At 72.3% G+C, this 17,561-nt stretch carries 7 protein-coding genes; 5 read left to right on the top strand and 2 right to left on the bottom strand.

Annotated elements, in window-relative coordinates; all coding sequences use genetic code 11:
- Positions 1-6: 6 nt before the first annotated feature.
- The 3 genes from HHX30_RS00305 to HHX30_RS00295 all read left to right on the top strand — a co-directional run bounded on the left by HHX30_RS00305 (position 7) and on the right by HHX30_RS00295 (position 7,006).
- Positions 7-2,616 (top strand): lanthionine synthetase LanC family protein, encoded by a 2,610-nt coding sequence (locus tag HHX30_RS00305; RefSeq protein ID WP_169978166.1) that lies wholly within the window; start codon positions 7-9, stop codon positions 2,614-2,616.
- A 53-nt stretch (positions 2,617-2,669) separates the two neighbouring features.
- A complete protein-coding gene (locus HHX30_RS00300) occupies positions 2,670-3,407 on the top strand; it encodes a 1-acyl-sn-glycerol-3-phosphate acyltransferase (RefSeq protein ID WP_169978164.1) in 738 nt (245 codons plus the stop codon).
- A 674-nt stretch (positions 3,408-4,081) separates the two neighbouring features.
- Complete coding sequence (locus HHX30_RS00295; RefSeq protein WP_169978162.1) at positions 4,082-7,006, top strand: LuxR family transcriptional regulator; 2,925 nt, start codon at positions 4,082-4,084, stop codon at positions 7,004-7,006.
- Between the two features lie 60 nt (positions 7,007-7,066).
- Here the strand turns inward: HHX30_RS00295 and HHX30_RS00290 are convergent, their stop codons facing one another.
- Positions 7,067-9,292 carry a M4 family metallopeptidase gene (locus HHX30_RS00290; RefSeq protein WP_169978160.1) on the bottom strand — a complete coding sequence of 742 codons (2,226 nt, stop codon included), beginning with the start codon at positions 9,290-9,292 and terminating at the stop codon, positions 7,067-7,069.
- Positions 9,293-9,826: 534 nt separating this feature from the next.
- Positions 9,827-13,594, bottom strand: a complete 3,768-nt coding sequence (locus tag HHX30_RS00285) for an AAA family ATPase (RefSeq protein WP_169978158.1) — start codon at positions 13,592-13,594, stop codon at positions 9,827-9,829.
- 477 nt (positions 13,595-14,071) lie between these two features.
- Between HHX30_RS00285 and HHX30_RS00280 the strand changes: the two genes are divergently transcribed.
- Positions 14,072-14,626 carry a hypothetical protein gene (locus HHX30_RS00280; RefSeq protein ID WP_211591415.1) on the top strand — a complete coding sequence of 185 codons (555 nt, stop codon included), beginning with the start codon at positions 14,072-14,074 and terminating at the stop codon, positions 14,624-14,626.
- Between the two features lie 2 nt (positions 14,627-14,628).
- Positions 14,629-17,484: a M48 family metalloprotease gene (locus HHX30_RS00275; RefSeq protein WP_169978156.1), complete on the top strand. Its 2,856-nt coding sequence runs from the start codon at positions 14,629-14,631 to the stop codon at positions 17,482-17,484.
- Positions 17,485-17,561 lie beyond the last annotated feature (77 nt).

The following is a 17,561-nucleotide window of genomic DNA, read 5'->3' as shown; positions in this document are numbered from 1 at the left end:
TCGCTGATGGAAAGGTCATCGTCTGCCGAGCGGTTCCACGCTCGGTATGCGCTGGCTCTCGAGGCGTTCGTCGCCGGCCTGCCGCAGGAGTGGTCGACCGGCGTTCACCGGGACGGCCCGGTCTCCTGGCGGGTGTGCGAGCCTCCCGGGGAGTTGCCGGCCCAGGGGTGGAAGCTCCATGTCTCCGCTTCGGCGGCGGACGCCCTCGACCTGCTGGACGTCGTGCTTCCCGCGCTGGTGGAGGCAGGTGCCGCCGTCAAGCTGCCGGACGACGTGCGGTCGATCCTCCGGATCAACGCAGGGCTCGCCGGCCGCTCCCAGGTGGGGAAGATCGTCACGGTCTATCCCTCCTCCGATGCCGCGCTGGCCGCCCTGGTCGACCGCCTCGACGCGGTGTGGCGCCCCGGCCAGGCGCCCGCCGTACCGTCCGACCTGCCGGTCGGGCCGGTCAGCGAGGCCCTGTTCATCCGGTACGGAGAGTTCACCCCCGTGGGAGAGGTGGTCGACTCCACCGGTGTCCGCCGTCCTGCCCTCCGCGCACCGGACGGAAGCCTGCGCCCGGACGTGCGCGACATCCGGGGCCGCCAGCCGGAGTGGGCTGTGCCGCCCGTGCGGCCGGCGGATCGCCCCGTGAACCCCGGGTTCGACGGCCCGATCGAGATCGACGGTGCCACCTACCTTCCGCTGAAGCTGCTGGGGGAGGACGCCCGCGGATTCGTGGCCCTGGGCGTGCGGCCCGCCGATCAGCGGCTCGTGGTCATCCGGCACCGGCGGCGCGGGGTCGAGGGCGACGAGTTCGGCGAGGACGTGGTGACCAGGCTGGAGCCTGAGAGACGGGTGCTGGAGCATCTGAGCGGTTCCGGTCTCGCCCCCGAGCCGCTGGCACACGACGCCTCGGCCGGATATCTCGTCGTCTCGGACGCGGGAGGGGGCCGGCTGGAACGCCTTCCCGTGGAGGAACGTCTCGACCTCATGCCGGAACTCGCCGCGGCCGTCGCCCGGTTGCACGCCCGGGGCATCGTGCACCGGGATCTGAAACTTCCCAACGTGCGGGTCGGGCCGGACGGCCTGCGCCTGGTCGACTTCGAACTGGCGGCGCCGATCGGGACGCGGCACCCCGTGCCGTGCCTCACCGACGGGCACACGCCCCCGGAAGGGCCCTTCGCGGCGGTGGAACCGGCGTACGACGTCTACGGGCTCGGCTCCTGCCTGGCCCACGCCGTCCTGGGGTGCTGCCCAGGCGAACTGCCGGAGCGAGGCAACGCGGGCCGCCAGACCGGTCTGCTCCTGCGGCACGGGCAGCCGACGGCCGCCGCCATCGTGCGAGAGTGTCATCATCCCGATCCAGGACGGCGGCCGGCCGCCGCGCAGGTGGCCGAGCGGCTGAGGGCGGCGCTGCCCGCCATGCGGGCCGAGCGCGCGGCCGGCCCCTCGGCGTACCGGGGCGAGCTCGACGTGCGCTGGGCACGCGGCGCGGCGATGAGCGCCGGGACGGCGGCCCGCCGGTTCAGGCCCCACTGCCGGCATAACGCCCACGACCTGCCCGGGGACGGAGACGAAGGGCTGAACCTGGGCGCGGCCGGCATCGTCGTCGCGCTGGCGACGCTGGACACCGCCCTGGGGACCCGGCGGTTCACCCACGACATCGCGGGCGCGGCCACGTGGCTCGCCGAGCGTCCGCCGTCCCCCGCGCACGGCCTTTTCACCGGCGACAGCGGGGTGGCGGTGGCACTGGCCGTGGCAGGCGGACGGCTGGGGCGGGCGGACCTGGTCGCCGGGGCGCGGCGGCGCTTCGAACACGCGGCGGCCAGCCGCGTTCCCGACTACGACCTGTTCTCCGGGGCGGCGGGGATCGTGTGGGCGGGCTGCCTGCTCGACGCGGTCCTGGACGCCACGTGGGCGCGCGACCTGGCCGGACGGCAGGCCGGAAGGATCGTCGAAGCCGCCCGGCACATCGACGGCCTCGTGGTGTGGCCGTCCGACCCGGACCTCGAACCGTCCGGCAACGTGTTCCTCGGGGCCGCCCACGGGACGGCGGGTGTGGCGATGGCCCTCGGGATCTGGGGCGGCTCCACCGGCGACGCGACCGCGGTGGCGCTCGCCGAGGACGCCTTCCGCGGCGTCGCGACCCACGGGCTGACCGGCGACGGGACCAACATCCTGTCCACGACGACCGGGGAGAGCCGCCGGGCCCAGCACTGGTGCCACGGAATGGCGGGTTTCCTCTGGTGCCTACTGCAGGCGAACGCGGGGGACGACGGGGTCCGGGAAGCGGCGGTCGCGGCGTTCGACCGTGCCACGCCGCTCCTGGACGGCCCGACCATGTGCCACGGGCTGTCGGGCGTGCTGGAGACGTGGCGGATGCTCCAGGCCCTGCCGGGGCACCGCGCACGCGCACGCCGCCGCGTCGCCCAGGTCGCCGACAGCCTCCGGCCTCTGCACCACTCTCAGGACGGCGTCACGGTGTGGTCGTCCGAGAGCTCTTCGGTTGTCACCCCCGGCCTGTGGCTGGGTTTCCTGGGCCCGGCGGCCCAGCTCGCGCTCGCTGCCGCCGGATCGGCCGATCCGCTGCTGTCCGCCCGATGGTTGCGGCGCTGCGCCCGGCCCGTGCGATGAGATGACCCGGGGCGGGGCCGGAAGTTACGGGCGAGTAGGTTACGGTTTTCAGTATGGCTGAGATCGTGTACCCGCCGGTCCTGAGGACCGCGCTGACCGCCTTCAAACTGCTCGACCTGAGGTTCCACATGGAGGGCACGGAGCGGATACCCCGCAGCGGCGGCGCGGTCCTGGTGAGCAACCACGTCAGCTACCTCGACTTCATCTTCGCCGGTTTCGCCGCCCACCCCGCGCGGCGGCTGGTCCGCTTCATGGCGAAGAAGGAGGTCTTCGACCACCCCGTGTCGGGCCCGCTGATGCGCGGCATGCACCACATCCCGGTGGACCGGTCGGCCGGGGCGGGAGCCTACGACGTCGCCGTACGGGCCCTCAAGGACGGCGAGATCGTGGGCAACTTCGCCGAGGCGACGATCAGCAGGTCGTTCACGGTCAAGGAGATCAAGAACGGCCCGATCCGGATGGCGGCCGAGGCCGGGGTGCCCGTGATCCCGGTCGCCCTGTGGGGCGGCCAGCGGCTGTGGACCAAGGGCCGCCCCCGCAAGCTGCTCCAGCGGCACGTCCCGATCACGATCCTGGTCGGCGAGCCCATGCACCCGATGCCGGACGACGACATCGCCGCGCTCACCGACGACCTGCGCCGGCGGATGGCGGACCTGCTCGACGAGGCCCAGCGGACCTACCCCGACCAGGCGCGGGGCGTGTGGTGGCAGCCCGCCCACCTCGGCGGCACGGCGCCCACCCCCGAGGAGGCCGCCGCCCTCGACGCCGCCGCCCGGCCGCGCCGCTCCTGACAGGAGCCTCGGGCATGACCTGGACGAGGCGCGACCGGTGCTCGGACGCACTTGGGAAAATCTGTGCCCTCGTCACGCCGGCCGGATCACGGCGCCCATATGGGGGCGACCGGGAGTCCCTTCCGCCATCACCCTGGCCGGCCTGCGCTAGACGGCAAACTCTGGGTCCAGAATGGACCCCAGAACTATCCACTCGCCCTGTAATCCGTTGTACCAAGCGCGGGGATGCACCTCGATGAATGTTGCGAGGCTGTAGCATCACCCGGCGGATTCCGGCTTGTATAGTGAATCGACGACGCCGATCCGTACGGCATTTCACGAGATCCGTCCGAGACGATATGCGCCGTGACGATCAAGTGGTCCCACGTGCCGAAATGCCTCCTGATGCGGCGGTTGAAATCACGCGGATATGTCAACCGATGCGGTTTTGGTCACTCCTGATATCTCGCTGCGGTCAACCCATCCGAGAAGCGATATCGGGAGGGGGACGGAAGATGAGCGGTCTCTCGTGTGGTACCCGGGGTGACCTTCCTCGCGCCGGCCGTCCTTTCCGGGGGCGGCCATGGGAAGCGGCTCCGATATGCAACACGGCCGTTACGCAGGAGGCTTGACCACGGGTCAGGGGACGGGGATAACTGACCCGGGGGCCCGCAATCCGTAGGTTGGAGCCGTGGATGAGCATCGTGCCCTCGCCCCCGCTGGTCGGACGCGCCGCTGAGCTGCGGACCCTCATCGACGCGGTGACCCGGCCGCCTGCGGTCGTGCTGGTGGAGGGCGAGGCGGGCATCGGCAAGACCCGGCTCGTCCGCGCCGCGCTCGACCGGCTGCCGTCCGGCGACCGGGCCGTCCTGCTCGGCTACTGCCACCAGATCCGCGAGCCGTTCCCGTACGGGCCGGTCTTCGAGGCGCTGCGGGACATCAGGGGACGGCTCCCGGCGGCGCACCGGCTCAACCCGGTCACCGGTGCGCTCCGCGGCCACCTCCCCGAGCTGGCCGGCGCGCTGCCGCCGCCGCCCCAGCCCCTGGACGACCCGAGGGCCGAGCGCCACCGGGTGTTCCGCGCGATACGCGCCCTGCTGGCGGCCGTCGGACCGGCCGTACTCGTCGTCGAGGACCTGCACTGGGCCGACGACGGCACGCTCGACCTGCTGCGCTTCCTGGCCGGTCAGCCGCCGCGGGGGCTGGCGGTGGTCGCGACCTGCAGGCGGGACGGCACGGCCGGGCCGCCGCTCGGCAGGGCCTACCGGCACCAGCCGGACACGGCCAACGTGGTCGTACGGCTGGCGCCGCTGGACGTGCCGGGTGTGGCCAGCCTGGCCGGCGCGCTGCTGGAGCGGTCAGACCTGGCTCCCGGGTTCGTCGCGCGGCTGCACGAGCGTACGGCGGGCATCCCGTTCGTGGTGGAGGAGCTGGTCCGATCGCTGCCCGCCGGTCTGCCCGGCGCCGGCGATCCTGACTCGCTCGACCGTGCCGTCGACCGCGCCGGCGTCCCGCTGCTGCTGCGCGAGGCGATGGCCGAGCGGATGGCGGGGCTGTCCCCTGCGGCGGCGAGCGCGGTCCGGGCGGCGGCGGTGCTACGGCTGCCCGCGGACGAGGAGATGATCACCGCGGTCGCCGGAAACTCCGCCGGGCTGAGCACTCTTGGGCCGGGCTCCGCCGGGCTGAGCACTCTTGGGCCGGGCTCTGCCGGCCTGGGCACCCTCGGGCCGGGCTCCGCCGGCTTGGCCGAGGCGCTGCGCGCCGGGGTCCTGCACGAGCACCCCGGCGGCCGGTACGGCTTCCGCCACGCGCTGGCCCAGCAGGCCGTCTACGACGCCGTCCCTGGTCCGGAACGCCGGTCGGCGCACGTCAGGGCCATGGCCGCGCTCGCCGCCACGGACGCGCCGCCGCTCGTGCAGCTGGCCTTCCACGCCCGGCGGGCCGGGGACACCGGCGCCTGGGTGCGCCACGGGACCGCCGCCGCCAAGCAGGCCGCCGCGCTGGGCGACACCGCCCTGGCCGTCGAGGTGATCGAGGGCATGCTCGACGATCCCGATCTCCCGGCCACCGGCCGCGGCCCGCTGGTGCTGATGCTGAGCCGCCTGGCGGCGACGGGCCTGTCGCACCAGCGGGTGGTGCGGCTGCTGCGCCAGGTGCTGCGGGGCGACTTCCTCTCCCGGGACGTGCGCGGCGAGGTGCGGCTCAACCTTGGCGTCGTCCTGTCCAACCAGGCGGGCGACGCCGCCGCGGGGCGTCCGGAGATCCTGGCCGCCCTGGCCGAGCTGAGTGACCGGCCGACGCTTGCCGCCCGCGGCTGGGCCAGCATCGCGATGCCGGAATGGGGCACCGAGTCGCTGGCGGAGCACGCGGAGTGGATGGCCCGCGCCGAGGCGCTCGTCGCCACCGCCGACAACCCGGAGCTGTCGGCCGCGGTCCTGGCCAACCGGGCCTCCTTCGAGATGACGACCGGTTCTCCCGGCGCGTTCGACGTCGCCGCCCGGCTTCCGGCCGCCGATCCGCGTTCGGCCGTCCGGCGGGAGGTCGCCCGGGCGTACTGCAACCTCCACGACTCGGCGACCACCGTGGGGCTCTACGCGGCGGCCGAGCGGTTCGCCCGGGAAGGCCGGCGGCTCGCCCTGGAGACCGGCGCGCAGTATCCCGCCTTCCTCCTCGACGCCTCCGTGATCCGCAGGGAGTGGCTCACCGGACGGTGGGACGGGCTCCGTGACCGGGCGGCGTCCCTGGGGGAGTCGGCCACGGAGACGCCGCTGATCGCGGTGGACCTCTGGCTGGTGCTCGGATTGCTGGCCCTGGCGAGGGGCGAATGGGAGGAGGCGGTCAGGCAGCTCCACCGCGCCGGGCTGGACGCCCCGGACGCCCGCAACGTCCCGGTCGTGACGGCAGCCGCCGGGGGGCTCGTCGACCTGCATCTCGCCCGCGGGACGGCGGACGAGGCGGTCGCGGAGGCCGGGCGGGCGGTCGCCCGGCTGCGCCGCAAGGGCGTGTGGGTGTGGGGGGCGAGCCTGGTCCCGTCCGCCGTCGCCGCGTTCGCCCGGGCCGGGCGGACGGGGATGGCGGCCGATCTGGTGGACGAGTACGCCGCCGGGATCGCGGACCGGGTGGCGCCCGCGGCGCACGCCGCGCTCGACGCCGCCCGGGGCGTGCTCGCCGCCGCCGAACTGCGGCACGCCGACGCCGCCGCCTGCTTCGCCCGGGCCCGTGAGGCGTACGCCGCGCTGCCCCAGCCGTACGCGGCGGCGCGGGTGGCCGAGGGCGAGGCGCGGGCCGGGCTCGCGCTGGGGGACGTAGCCGCGGCGGCGGGTTTCCGGGAGGCCGCCCAGTGGTACGGCCGGCTCGGCGCCACCCACGACGCCGCCCGGTGCCGGCGAGCCCTGCGCGACATCGGGGTGGACGTCCCGCTGCCGCGCGGCGGGCGGCGGGGCGCCGGCGCGCTGTCGCAGCGGGAGCGGGAGGTGGCCCGGCTCGTCGCGCTCGGCCGGACCAACCGCGAGATCGCCGACGTGCTCTTCCTGTCCACGCGCACGGTCGAGACCCACGTCGCCACCGTGCTGCGCAAGCTCGGCGTACGGTCGCGGACCCAGATCGCGCCGCCCTCCTGACCTGCCCTGGACGCGGAAACCCCCGGGACCGCGTGGTCCCGGGGGCCGCGCCGCCGTCACTCAGAGCGTGATGCTCCAGGAGTCGAGGTAGCCGGTGTCGTAGGTGTACTGGTCACGGACCTCCAGGGTCCAGGTGCCCGCCGCCGTCTGGGTGACCGGGACGGAGTAGGTGCGGGTGCCGAAGGAGGCGCAGCTCCCGCCGCTGGACTTGACCGTGTAGTAGGTGCCGTTCGGGCCCTGGAGCCTGATCCGCAGGTCACCGGCGCAGGTGTGCGAGATCGTGATGCTCAGCTGCACCGGGGAGACCGCCGTGCCCGTGGCGGTCGAGGTGATCGGGCTGTTGATCGTGCTCAGGTCGTTGATCGTGTAGTCGGTGCCGTTGGTGAACGTGCGCGTGCCGGAGGTGCCCGACACGGTCAGCGTGTACGCCGCGGTGTGGCCGCCCGACGATCCGCTGCCGGTGACGGTGACGGTGTAGGTGCCCGCGGGTGTCGACGCGCTGGTGGCGATGGTCAGGGTGGAGGAGCCGCCCGAGCTCACCGACGACGGGCTGAAGCTCGCGGTGGCGCCGGAGGGAAGCCCGGAGGCGCTGAGGCTCACCGTCTGCGCGCTACCCGAGGTCGTGGCCGTCGCGACGGTGGTGGTGGCGGAACCGCCCGGCGTCACCGTGCCCGCGGTGGGACTGAGCGACAGCGAGAAGTCGCTGCTCGATGAGCTGCAGCTCGCCTCGCCCGACTGCGCCGGCACGCCGGCCGCGCTCCACGCCGCCTTGGTGGCCGCGCACTCGGCGCTGCTCGCGCCGTACAGCTCGACCGCCGCCGCCAGCGACGCGGTCCTGACGTTGACGTACTTCCAGGTCGAGGTCTTGCGCATCAGCGCGCCCATGTAGATCTTGCCGGCCTTCTGGATGCCGATGCCGGTCACCGAGGAGGGGCCGCCGGAGCAGATCGGGCTGTTCGGCTTGCCGCCGCCCGGCGACGAGCCCTCGGCGAGCAGGTAGAACCAGTGGTTCAGCGGACCGGCCGCGGAGTGCACCTCGGTGCTCGGAATCGAGCTCGAGTAGCAGTTGGGGTCGCCGGCGAGGGACGGGTTGTACATGTAGCGGATCGGCCCGTCACCGACGAGGTTGACCTCCTCGCCCACCTGGTAGTCCGGCGGGTCGTTCGGGTTGTTGGCGTACGCCTCGGTGAGCGCGCCGAAGATGTCGCCGGTGGCCTCGTTCAGGCCGCCGTTCTCGTTGCCCGAGCCGGCGTTCCCCGGGGTCGTCTGGAAGATGGCGTGGCCGAACTCGTGCGCCACGACGTCGATCGGCGTGGCCTGGCGGGCGTTGTCCTGGGAGTGGCCGAAGTTGGTGTAGCTGCCGTTCCAGTACGCGTTGACCTGGTTCAGGCCAACCCGGGCGGGGAAGCCGCCGCCGTTGCCGTTGATGCCGTTGCGGCCGAGCCAGTCGCGCAGCATGTCCCACTCGCGCTGCACGGCGTAGAGCGCGTCCACGCAGGCCGTCTCCAGGTTGGTCCCGCCGCCGTTGCCCCAGGAGTCGTCGGTGCCGGTGTAGGCCGAGCCGTTCTGCCCGCCGCACCGGATGCCGCTGCGGGTGGAGTCGGTCATCGAGTACGACGTGCCGGAGCCGCTGGTGTTGATGGTGACCGTGCCGTAGTAGTAGCCGTTGCCGGTGCCGGCCCTCACCTGGTCGTAGGAGTCGGCGATCTCACCGGTCGTCGCGTCGACGAAGACGTGCTGGATGCTCGGCTTGCCGTCGGCGATGCCGGAGACCACCGCCTCCCACGCCAGGCGGGGCTGGGCGCCCCACGCCAGGACCACCAGGCGCGGGGCGGCGCTGTCGTCGACGCGGGACAGCACGGTCTTCGCCGTCGCGGTGGCGGTCTCGGCGGTGACCGCCGGCGAGGTCGGCACGCCCAGGGGGAGGGCACCGGAGGCCGCCTCGGAGTCGCGCACCCGCCCATTGGCGTCGGTGACCACGACCGCGTCGCCGCCCACGATGGGCAGGCCCTTGTACGCGCGCTCGTAGGTGACGTAGTACATGCCGGCACCCGCCGTCACGGCGGTGCGCCGATAGGTCTCGTTGGGGGACACGCGCAGGTCGTCCAGGCCGCTCGCGACGGCCTGGTCGGCCGCGGCCGCGGCCCGCTGTGCCGGATCGTCGGCGAGGGACCTCACCGCGACCTCGCTGCCGGGCGGGGGCTTCGCGGCGGCGGCTGTGGGGGGTGCCACGACGCCGGTCACGGCCAGTGCGGCGGTCGCCGCGAGCAGTGCTGTGCGCCTCATGGGCGTCTTCCTTTCTCTGCCTCCCACGCGGCGTCCCGCCTTGTGGGCGGGCACCGGCGGTCGCGCGGCCGGGAGACGAGCCCGGGCGGCGGACACCGTGGGAACTGGGGGGTGATGAGAGAAATGGAGGGGGATGTCCGCTGTGCGGGGCACGAGCGGGCACGTCTCTCCCATGGCGGAAAAGGCTGGGAGAAAGAGAGGGGTTCTACGTCACGGGGCTCCTCGCTTCGCCGACCCGCCGGGAAACCGGCTCGTGCGCGACGTTAGAACCATGGTCGGGACGCGAACATCCGTAGCGATATCCGTACATCTACGGAAAAGCGACTGCCATGGTGCGTAGGGCGTAAGAAACAGCTCGACCGGACATGCGAGGCGAAGAGGCGGGTGCGGCTCGAAAAGCGTAAGGGAAGCCGGAACAGGCCGTAAGGTCGTCCGGCCCGGCCCTTTCACTCGTCTCACGGCGGAGACGCGCATCGTGCCCGCGGCGTGCGGCATGCTGTCGGGTGACGGATGTTCGGTTCCCGCCTGTGACGATCAGCAGGTCCAGCGGTACGGGATCTCCGGAATGTAGGTTTTCCAGTCCGTTTCGGACAGCGGGCCGAATTGGGCGCACAGCTCGGCTTTGATCCGGTCGGGTGCGATCAGGTGGGTGCGCAGGCGGCCCTTGTCGTCGAGCGCGAGGACGGCCGAGCCGTCCGGGGTGAACGCGAGGGTCTTGATCGCACTGGTGGGGAAGCCGGTCAGCACGGGTGCGTAGGGGGTCTTGCTGGGCACATGCCACAGACGGATCTGGTCCGAAGAACTCTCGGCGATGGCGAGCAGGTTCCCGTCGGGGGAGAACCTCATCCAGCGGGGGAACTCGCTGTTGGTCCGCGCGCGGGCCAGACGCCGGAGGGTACGGCCGTCGTAGACGGTGAGCGTCTTGTCCATGCCGACCTGATCGGCGAGGACGCCGTTCCTGCTGAGCGCCAGGGGACGATGCAGCTCGGTGCTGGGGGCCGTCAGTCTCTCGCCGGTGGCGACGTCGACCACGCCCTGGTCGGGCGCGGAGACGACGGTCCGTCCGTCATGGCTGAAAAGGATCTGGGAGGACTCGTCAAGCTGGGAGAACGCGACCACCGGGGCGGTCGCCTGCCGCTGGCCGATGGAGGTGGCGCGGCGCCTTCCCGACGGGAGGTCCCACAGGTCGAGCCGGGTGATGTAGCCGGCAAGGGTGCACACCGCCAGCGTCCTGCTGTCCGGGGAGAACGCCACCGGCGTGCCGGGGCCGAGCTTGCGGCCGGTTCTCAGCGTGGTCGTCCTGGTGGCGGAGGCGACGTCCCAGATGTCGATGTCGCCGTCGGCGTGGATGTAGGCCAGCAGCCGCCCGTCCTGCGACAGCTCGAACCGCCCAGCGTCCTTGCCCAAGGCGGGTTTGGGAATGGGCAGTGCCGACCGGCGGACGCGCCTGACGGGGTCCCAGATCTCCACGCCACGGTAGTCGTAGCGCCGCAGCGCGAGGGTCGCGCCGTCCGCGCTGGTCACCGCCCGGTCCAGCTCGTCGGGAATGAGCTGGACGGGATCGCGGAGCGCGCCGAGGGACAGGACGACGGCACCGTCGTCGTCGACACAGCGCAGCGTGCGGTCCCCCGGGCCGAAGGTGAAGTTGAGACAGTTCGTGTCCGTGTACCGGAAGACGGGCTGGTCGTGATAGGTCTCGTCGAGGTCCCAGACCGTGGCGCCCAGGTGCAGATAGCGGCCGTCGGAGCTGAAACCGAGGTAACCCTCCGCCTCCGGCGGGATCGTCAGCCAGCTCACCCCCGCAGGCCTGGGAATACCAGGGCCGTATCTACGGACTCTGCCGCTCTTGTCGACCTCGTCCAGATGGATGACCGCCAAGTACTTGCTGCCGCGTTGTCGTACTGCCACCGATTTGCCATCGGGGCTGGGGGCGCTCAGGTCACTGATCGGTTCCCCGTCCAGGATGAGGCGTCGCTGGGGCGTCCGCCGGCCCGTCTCCAGGTCACGCCAGTGCAGTGCCGACCCGTGCGCGAAGATCAGAGTCTTGCTGTCACCCGCCGCCAGTGCGCCGGGGTGCTCCCAGACGGGCTTTCCCGTGGTGGTGTCCCACACCTTGGTGCGCAGCGTCTTGCCACTGCCTTCGGGACTGACCAGTCGTGTTCCCGTCTCGTTGAGAGCGATGTACGGAATGGAGACACGGAAGGTGACCGGCCAGGCGCGTCCGGTCGCGATGTCCCAGAGGCCGACGGTGCCGTCCTGCCGTACGACAGCCACCACTTTGCCGTCGCCGCTGACGGAGACGATCCTGGTGAAGCCCGAATCGGCGATCGGGGTTCCGGTCAGGGTGATGGTACGGGTCACCTTGCGCTGATCCACGTCGATGATCTTCACCTCGTGGCCCAGGGGACGGGCGGCGGCCTCCACGCGGCCGGTGTCGGTCTTGGTCCGCTCCCACTGGCCGTCGACTCCCGGAGGGCGGTAGGTGTAAAGCTCCGGTTGGTGATAGAGCATGAGCAGCGCACGGCGGGCGGTGTACGCGTCCGGCGCCAGGCTCGCGGCGGCGACGGCGAGTTGTTTGGCGGTGACCACGTCGACAAGGCTCACCTGGTCTACGGCCTGGTCGGCGACGCGGGCGGCCACCGCCTCGTCGCCCTGGTGAATGATGGTCTCGCTCTTTTCCGCCAGGGTCAGCCCTTGCACGATCGCCGTGCCGGTGGAGACGGCGAGCAGGACAGCCAGGGCGGCGCTGAGCAGCGTGCGGTCGCGGCTCGTGCGCCGGGCGGCGCGGATCGAGTGGTCGAGAAAGGAACGTCCCAGGGGATCGGGCGTGAGATACCGAGGCCCGGCCAGGGCGTAGGAGACGGCTTCATCGAGTGTGGCGCCCCGCAGTAGGTCGCCGCTCTCGCGGCCGTGCCGCTCCCAGCGGCGCGCGGCATCGGCGAGGGCGTGGTGGACGATGAGGGTCTCGCGGTCCGCCTCCACCCACTCACGCAGCTGCGGCCAGGCGGACAGCAGCGCCTCGTGGGCGACCTCCAGGGTGCCCTGGTCCTCGGTGAGCAGGCGGCTCTCGGTGAAGGCGCCCACGACTACGGCGGCCGAGCCGGCATCGACGCCTTCGCCGAGGAGATCGGCACGGGCCACGCGGCGCCGGACGTCGTCGACGCCGTCACTGATGGTGACCAGGCGCAGGAACAGGGCCCGGGCGGTTCGCCGATCGGCCTCGTCCAGGCCGGTGAAGACGCGCTCGGCGGTGGTGGCCACGGCTCGCTGGATGCCGCCGGCGACGCGGTAGCCGTCCTCGGTCAGGGTGTGGCCGCGCCGCTGCTGCCAGGTGGCCCGCAGCGCGTGGGCCAGCAGCGGCAGACGCCCGGCCTCATACCCGTCACCGGTGGTGGCCCCCAGGTCGCGCAGCATGCGTTCGACCAGCCCCGGCTCGACGTCCACACCCACGTCCCGGGCCGGGCGCTGGATCGCATCGCGTAGTTCGTCCTGAGACATCGGCCCGACGAGCACCTGGCCGTCGTGCAACGCCGCCTGTAAGAGGGGGTATTCGGCGCAGCGGGAGTAGAAGTCCGAGCGCAGGGCGCACACGACCAGTGCCACCGGAGAACCCCTCTCCGCGGGACCGGCCAGCCGGGTCATCACCTCGATGAAGCGGCGTCGCTCCGGCTCGTCCGGGCACTGGGTGAACAGTTCCTCGAACTGATCGACGATCAGGACCATGTGTGGCCCGCCGGCGTCCGGATCGCCGTCGCCGGCTCGCAGCGTCTCGTGCAGCAGTCGCGCGCACTGCGGGGCTCCAGCCGCGGTCGCTTCACGGGCCTTCCCGGGCCCGATACCGGGCAATCTCCCCAAGGCCTCCGTCAGAGCGGCCATCGGCTGGGCGGCGGGGGTGAACAGCAGCCGTGGCCAGTGGCGCGACCCGGCGAGGGCGCTGTCCTCCAGCGCGGGCATCAACCCGGCCCGCAGCAGCGATGACTTCCCCTGCCCGGAGGGGGCCACCACCATCAGCGGGCCGCCCTGCCGCGCGTGCTGGTCCAGGCGTGCGGTCAACTCCTCGAGCAGCCGGTCCCGGCCGTAGAACCAGCCGGCATGCTCGGGCCCGAACGGGGCCATCCCCGGGTAGGGGCAGAGGTCCCCCGCCTCGCCCGTCCCGGCGCGCCGCCGGCGCCGGACACCGTCCTGGTGGTGAGGGCGGTGCTCCCGAACCGCTTGAGTGGCCTGGCCGTCGCCGGGAACCGCGGCGCGGAAATCGGGGCGGGCCCGCTCCCCGTCCGCGGCCTGCTCGGAGTGATCGCTCATCGCCCGTCGATTTGCTGCTCGCGGCCTACCGGGCACACGCGCCCGTGCCCGTGGGCCGTGGCGGTCGCCACTGCGGTTGCCGCGGCCGACACCATCGGATCCATCCCCGTCCTCCCCACCTAAGGAGGCCCTCCCCGACGTGAGAGCCCGATCGGCGAAGGCCACCGTCGTCGCCGATGCGATACCGCGTAGGCGGAATACACAATGCGTCATCCGCGAGGATATCGGCGTCGAGGGGGCCGCCAGGCGTAACTCTTCATATCGCCATTTGGAATCATCTTATGGCCGGGATCCGGTCGGGCCGATTCATTATTCGGGGGCGGACGTCCGCAGTCGTGCTCTGGCTGGGATATCGGCGAGCGCGAATCGGGACATCTCATGAATCCGCCTGCGTCGTCAGAGCTCCTTCGGTCACGATAGTGCTCCTGCACGGTGCCATATTCACTGGATGCGGAACGTGACAGAAGTGGGGATGCCATGAGTGCTGAAGCAGCTTTATCCGGTAGCGGCAACACGCGCAAGGCGGGCGGGACCAGGGTGCTCGACGTGGTCCGCGACGTGGTGGCCGAGGTAGCGCCCGAGGAACTCGTGCTCGTGAACGGGCTGGCCGGGCTCGACGACGACGCGGTCATGCGGCGGCTGGGGCGCGGGGGCGGCCGGCGCGAACCGTTGGGGTTCGGCCTGGGTGAGGTCGCGGTGCTGGTGACTCCGGTGGTGTGGCTGGTGGTCGAGGAGACCGCGCGGCAAATGGGGAGCGCGGCAGGGGAGGGCGCGGCCAAGGGGACGAAAGCCGTGCTGCGCAGGCTCACGCGCAGGCCGGCTCCGGCCGTGGACGTCCCCGACCTGACACGTGAACAGCTTGCCGGAGTCCACCGGCAGGTGGTCGAGACCGCTGTGAAGCACGGACTGGAGGACAGCCGCGCACGGCTCATCGCCGACGCCGTGGTGGGCAGGCTCGCACTTGCCGCTCCGGGGGGCGACGCCGATGAGCCGGACGGCCCGGACCACGGCAGCGCCCCGGCCCCGGACTAGCGATGGCGAGCGTGGTGGCCCCGCCGCGGATCGACGAGCGGGCGATGACCGCGGGCACGACCGTGCGGTTCGCACTGCTGCTGGTCCTGCTGCTGGTCAGTAGCGGCTCGATGATGCATGCCGTGATCAACCAGTTCTACGGCGCGGACAGCTACGGCTGTCTGCTCGCCGCAGGAGGTGATCCCAACCAGGGCTACGGACGGGCCAACGCCGCCAGGATCGCCCCGAATTTCGACGCCTTCCGGGCATGCCAAGACCGTTACGAGCCTGGGGCGCCACTGTGGCTGATCCTGCTGTGGCCCGCCCTGCTGGTGACGGCGACCGTCGTGCTTTTCCGGTGCCTGCCGCGGTGGAAGGCATGGCGTGGCCGGTATGTCCCGCTGGAGGCGATCGACCACGACGGCGAGATCCGGCGCAGGCTGGCGGACTTCGCCGCGGTGGCCGGTCTGGACCGCCTGCCGCGCGCCGTCGTCGACCTGGCGGCGGCCTCCACCAGCGCAGTGGTGTTCGGCAGCGATCGCCGGCCGATCGTGTGCCTGCACATCGGCCTGCTCACCCGCAGGAGCAAGGACCCCACCGCGTTCCGCGCGGTGACCCTGCACGAGTTCGCCCACGTTCGCAACGGCGATGTCACGCTCACCTACGCCACCATCGCCGCGTGGCGGGTGTTCATCGCCCTGGTGCTCCTGCCGTACGTCATCCATGCACTCAGCGGGATTCCGGCTGCCGCGCGGTCGCCCTTCTGGCCCGCCGAGGCGCCGTATGCGACCCGCGAGCTGCTGCTGGTGGTCGTCATGGTCACACTGGTCTATCTCGCCCGGTCGGACGTGCTGCGTAATCGCGAGATATACGCCGACCTCGCGGCGGTGCGCTGGGGAGCCGACCCCCGCGGCTGGGCGTTCACCGTATCCGGCCAGACCGGCGGCCGGCTGCGGCGCGCCCTCGGCTCATTCGTCGAACTGTGGCGCGCCCACCCGCGCTGGAACCTGCGCCGGGACGCTCTGGCCGACCCGGCGGCACTGTTCGGCGTGCAGGCTCTGCCGATGTTCCTGACCGGGATCGCGGCCCTGCTGATCGACGCTCAGGCGAACCGGTCGTTCACCAATGACGCCTGGGCGGCCGAGCTGGCGACCGCGCTGGTGGCCGCGGGTCTGACCACCGGGGTGGCCGGGATCGCCCTGTGGCGGGCCGTAGCCCACGCGGTGCTCACCGGGCGCCGCATGCCCTCCGGGGTGCGGGCGGGGCTGTGGCTGGGAGCCGGTTTGGTGGTCGGTGAGTCGCTCTGCGACCGGGTCGCGGTCGGGCAGTGGGTGCCGAACCACCCGGTGGTTCTGGCGCTGGTTCCATGCGCCGCAGCGGTGTTCGGCTGGTGGACCGCGCAATGCGCCCAGCTCTGGGTCACCGCGTGGCCGGGGCGCACCATCCGGCCGGCCATGCTGCTGGGCCTGTCGGCTGCGTGGCTGGTGCTGACTTCGTGGTTCGCGTGGTGGTCGAGCCGGGGCGTGCTGTTCGCCGACATAGGGCTGCTGGACCGCGCCGGAGCCGGTTGGCTGGTGCGGGACACGTTCGGTGCCTTTCCCGGCGACGACCCGGCCATGATGTCCACGATTGGTGTCGCGATGGATCTGCTGTCGGGCCTCGACAGGCCCCTCGTCCTGGCCGCGGTCATGGTCTTGTGGGTGGTGCCGCTGCTCGCCTGGACGCTCCGGTCGGCCACGGTCCCGCCCCGATGGACGTTCGGAGCCCTGGGCGGGGCCGGCAGGCCGGCGGCGCCGGGGGAGGTGTTGCCGCCACTTCGGCGCGTGCTGTGGGTCGCGTCGGCGGGCGTGCTGACGTGCTGGGCCGCCGTCGCGGCCGTGATGGCGTACATGCACACCCAGCAGTACCCGTCCGGGCAGCAAGAGCGCTTCTACGTTCTGGTTTACCTGGCATGGACGCTCGTGGCCCTGGTGGCGGGCGCCACGGCGGCCGCCATCGCCGCGAGCGTCCTGGCACGCCGCTACCGGCTGCTCGTCGCGCTGATCGTCGCCGAGGGCGTGGCGTTGGGTGGCTTCGCCGGTCACTTCGCGCTCGTCGCCGCGGACGGGTGTGTCGAGCCGCTGAACACGCTGGTGACTCGCTGCCAGTGGCGGCCGGCTGTGGCCTGGTCGGTCGTCGAGACGCTTCTGGGCTATGTCCTCGTGCTCACCGCGGTCGCCACCGTCATCGCGGCCGCGATCGTGTCAGCGGTCCGGAGGGCGTGGAGGTCCAGAGCGGAGAGCGTGATCCCCGGGCCGCGGTCCGGACAGGCGCGGGGAGGGCCCACCGCCCGTCGCCTCTGCGCGGCGGTGTTGTCGGCCGCGGCGGTGGCGGCGACCGTCACGGCGGCCGGACAGCAGAAGAACTCAACCGGAGGAATCTCCAGCTCCGAGGTGCGACGGCTGGTGCCTGTCGGCGACGAAACCGTGCCCGGCGGGACCAGGCGCCTGCAGGTGGCCGCCTGGTGGTTACGCGGCGGGCAGGAGCTGCAAGATCGCTACGTCGCCGCTCTCAAGCGTGTCATCGCGGCACGGAAGAACGCCGTGGACTCCGGGAACGGCAACATCGATGCGGCCGCCCTCCGCCCCGTGTGCGCCGACATAGGTCGGGTCGCGCGCGACGCCGGTCGTTACTTCCCGGCCCCCGATCCCGAGATCCAAGCGCTGTGGCGGACGTTCGTCACCCAGGCGGAGAAGGCCGGCGGGGACTGCCGGCAGGGCTTGGAGGACGGGGACGCCCACCTCTTCACCACGTTCATGAGCGAAATCAACGAGGCGGCGCGAGCCCTCCTGTCGGTCTCGCAGCGGGTCGTGGAAGCGGCACAGGCCGTCTTCCGGTAGACGCCGGGGGCTCGGAGTGCCGCGAACTGCGGGCTCCCGGAGACAGCCGCCGCCCGCCTGGCCCGGGGACGGGTGGA

Source organism: Microbispora sp. H10836 (assembly GCF_012999525.1).
Taxonomy (GTDB): domain Bacteria; phylum Actinomycetota; class Actinomycetes; order Streptosporangiales; family Streptosporangiaceae; genus Microbispora.
Note: the sequence above shows the minus strand (reverse complement) of the source record. Positions and strands in the feature narration are given on the sequence as shown.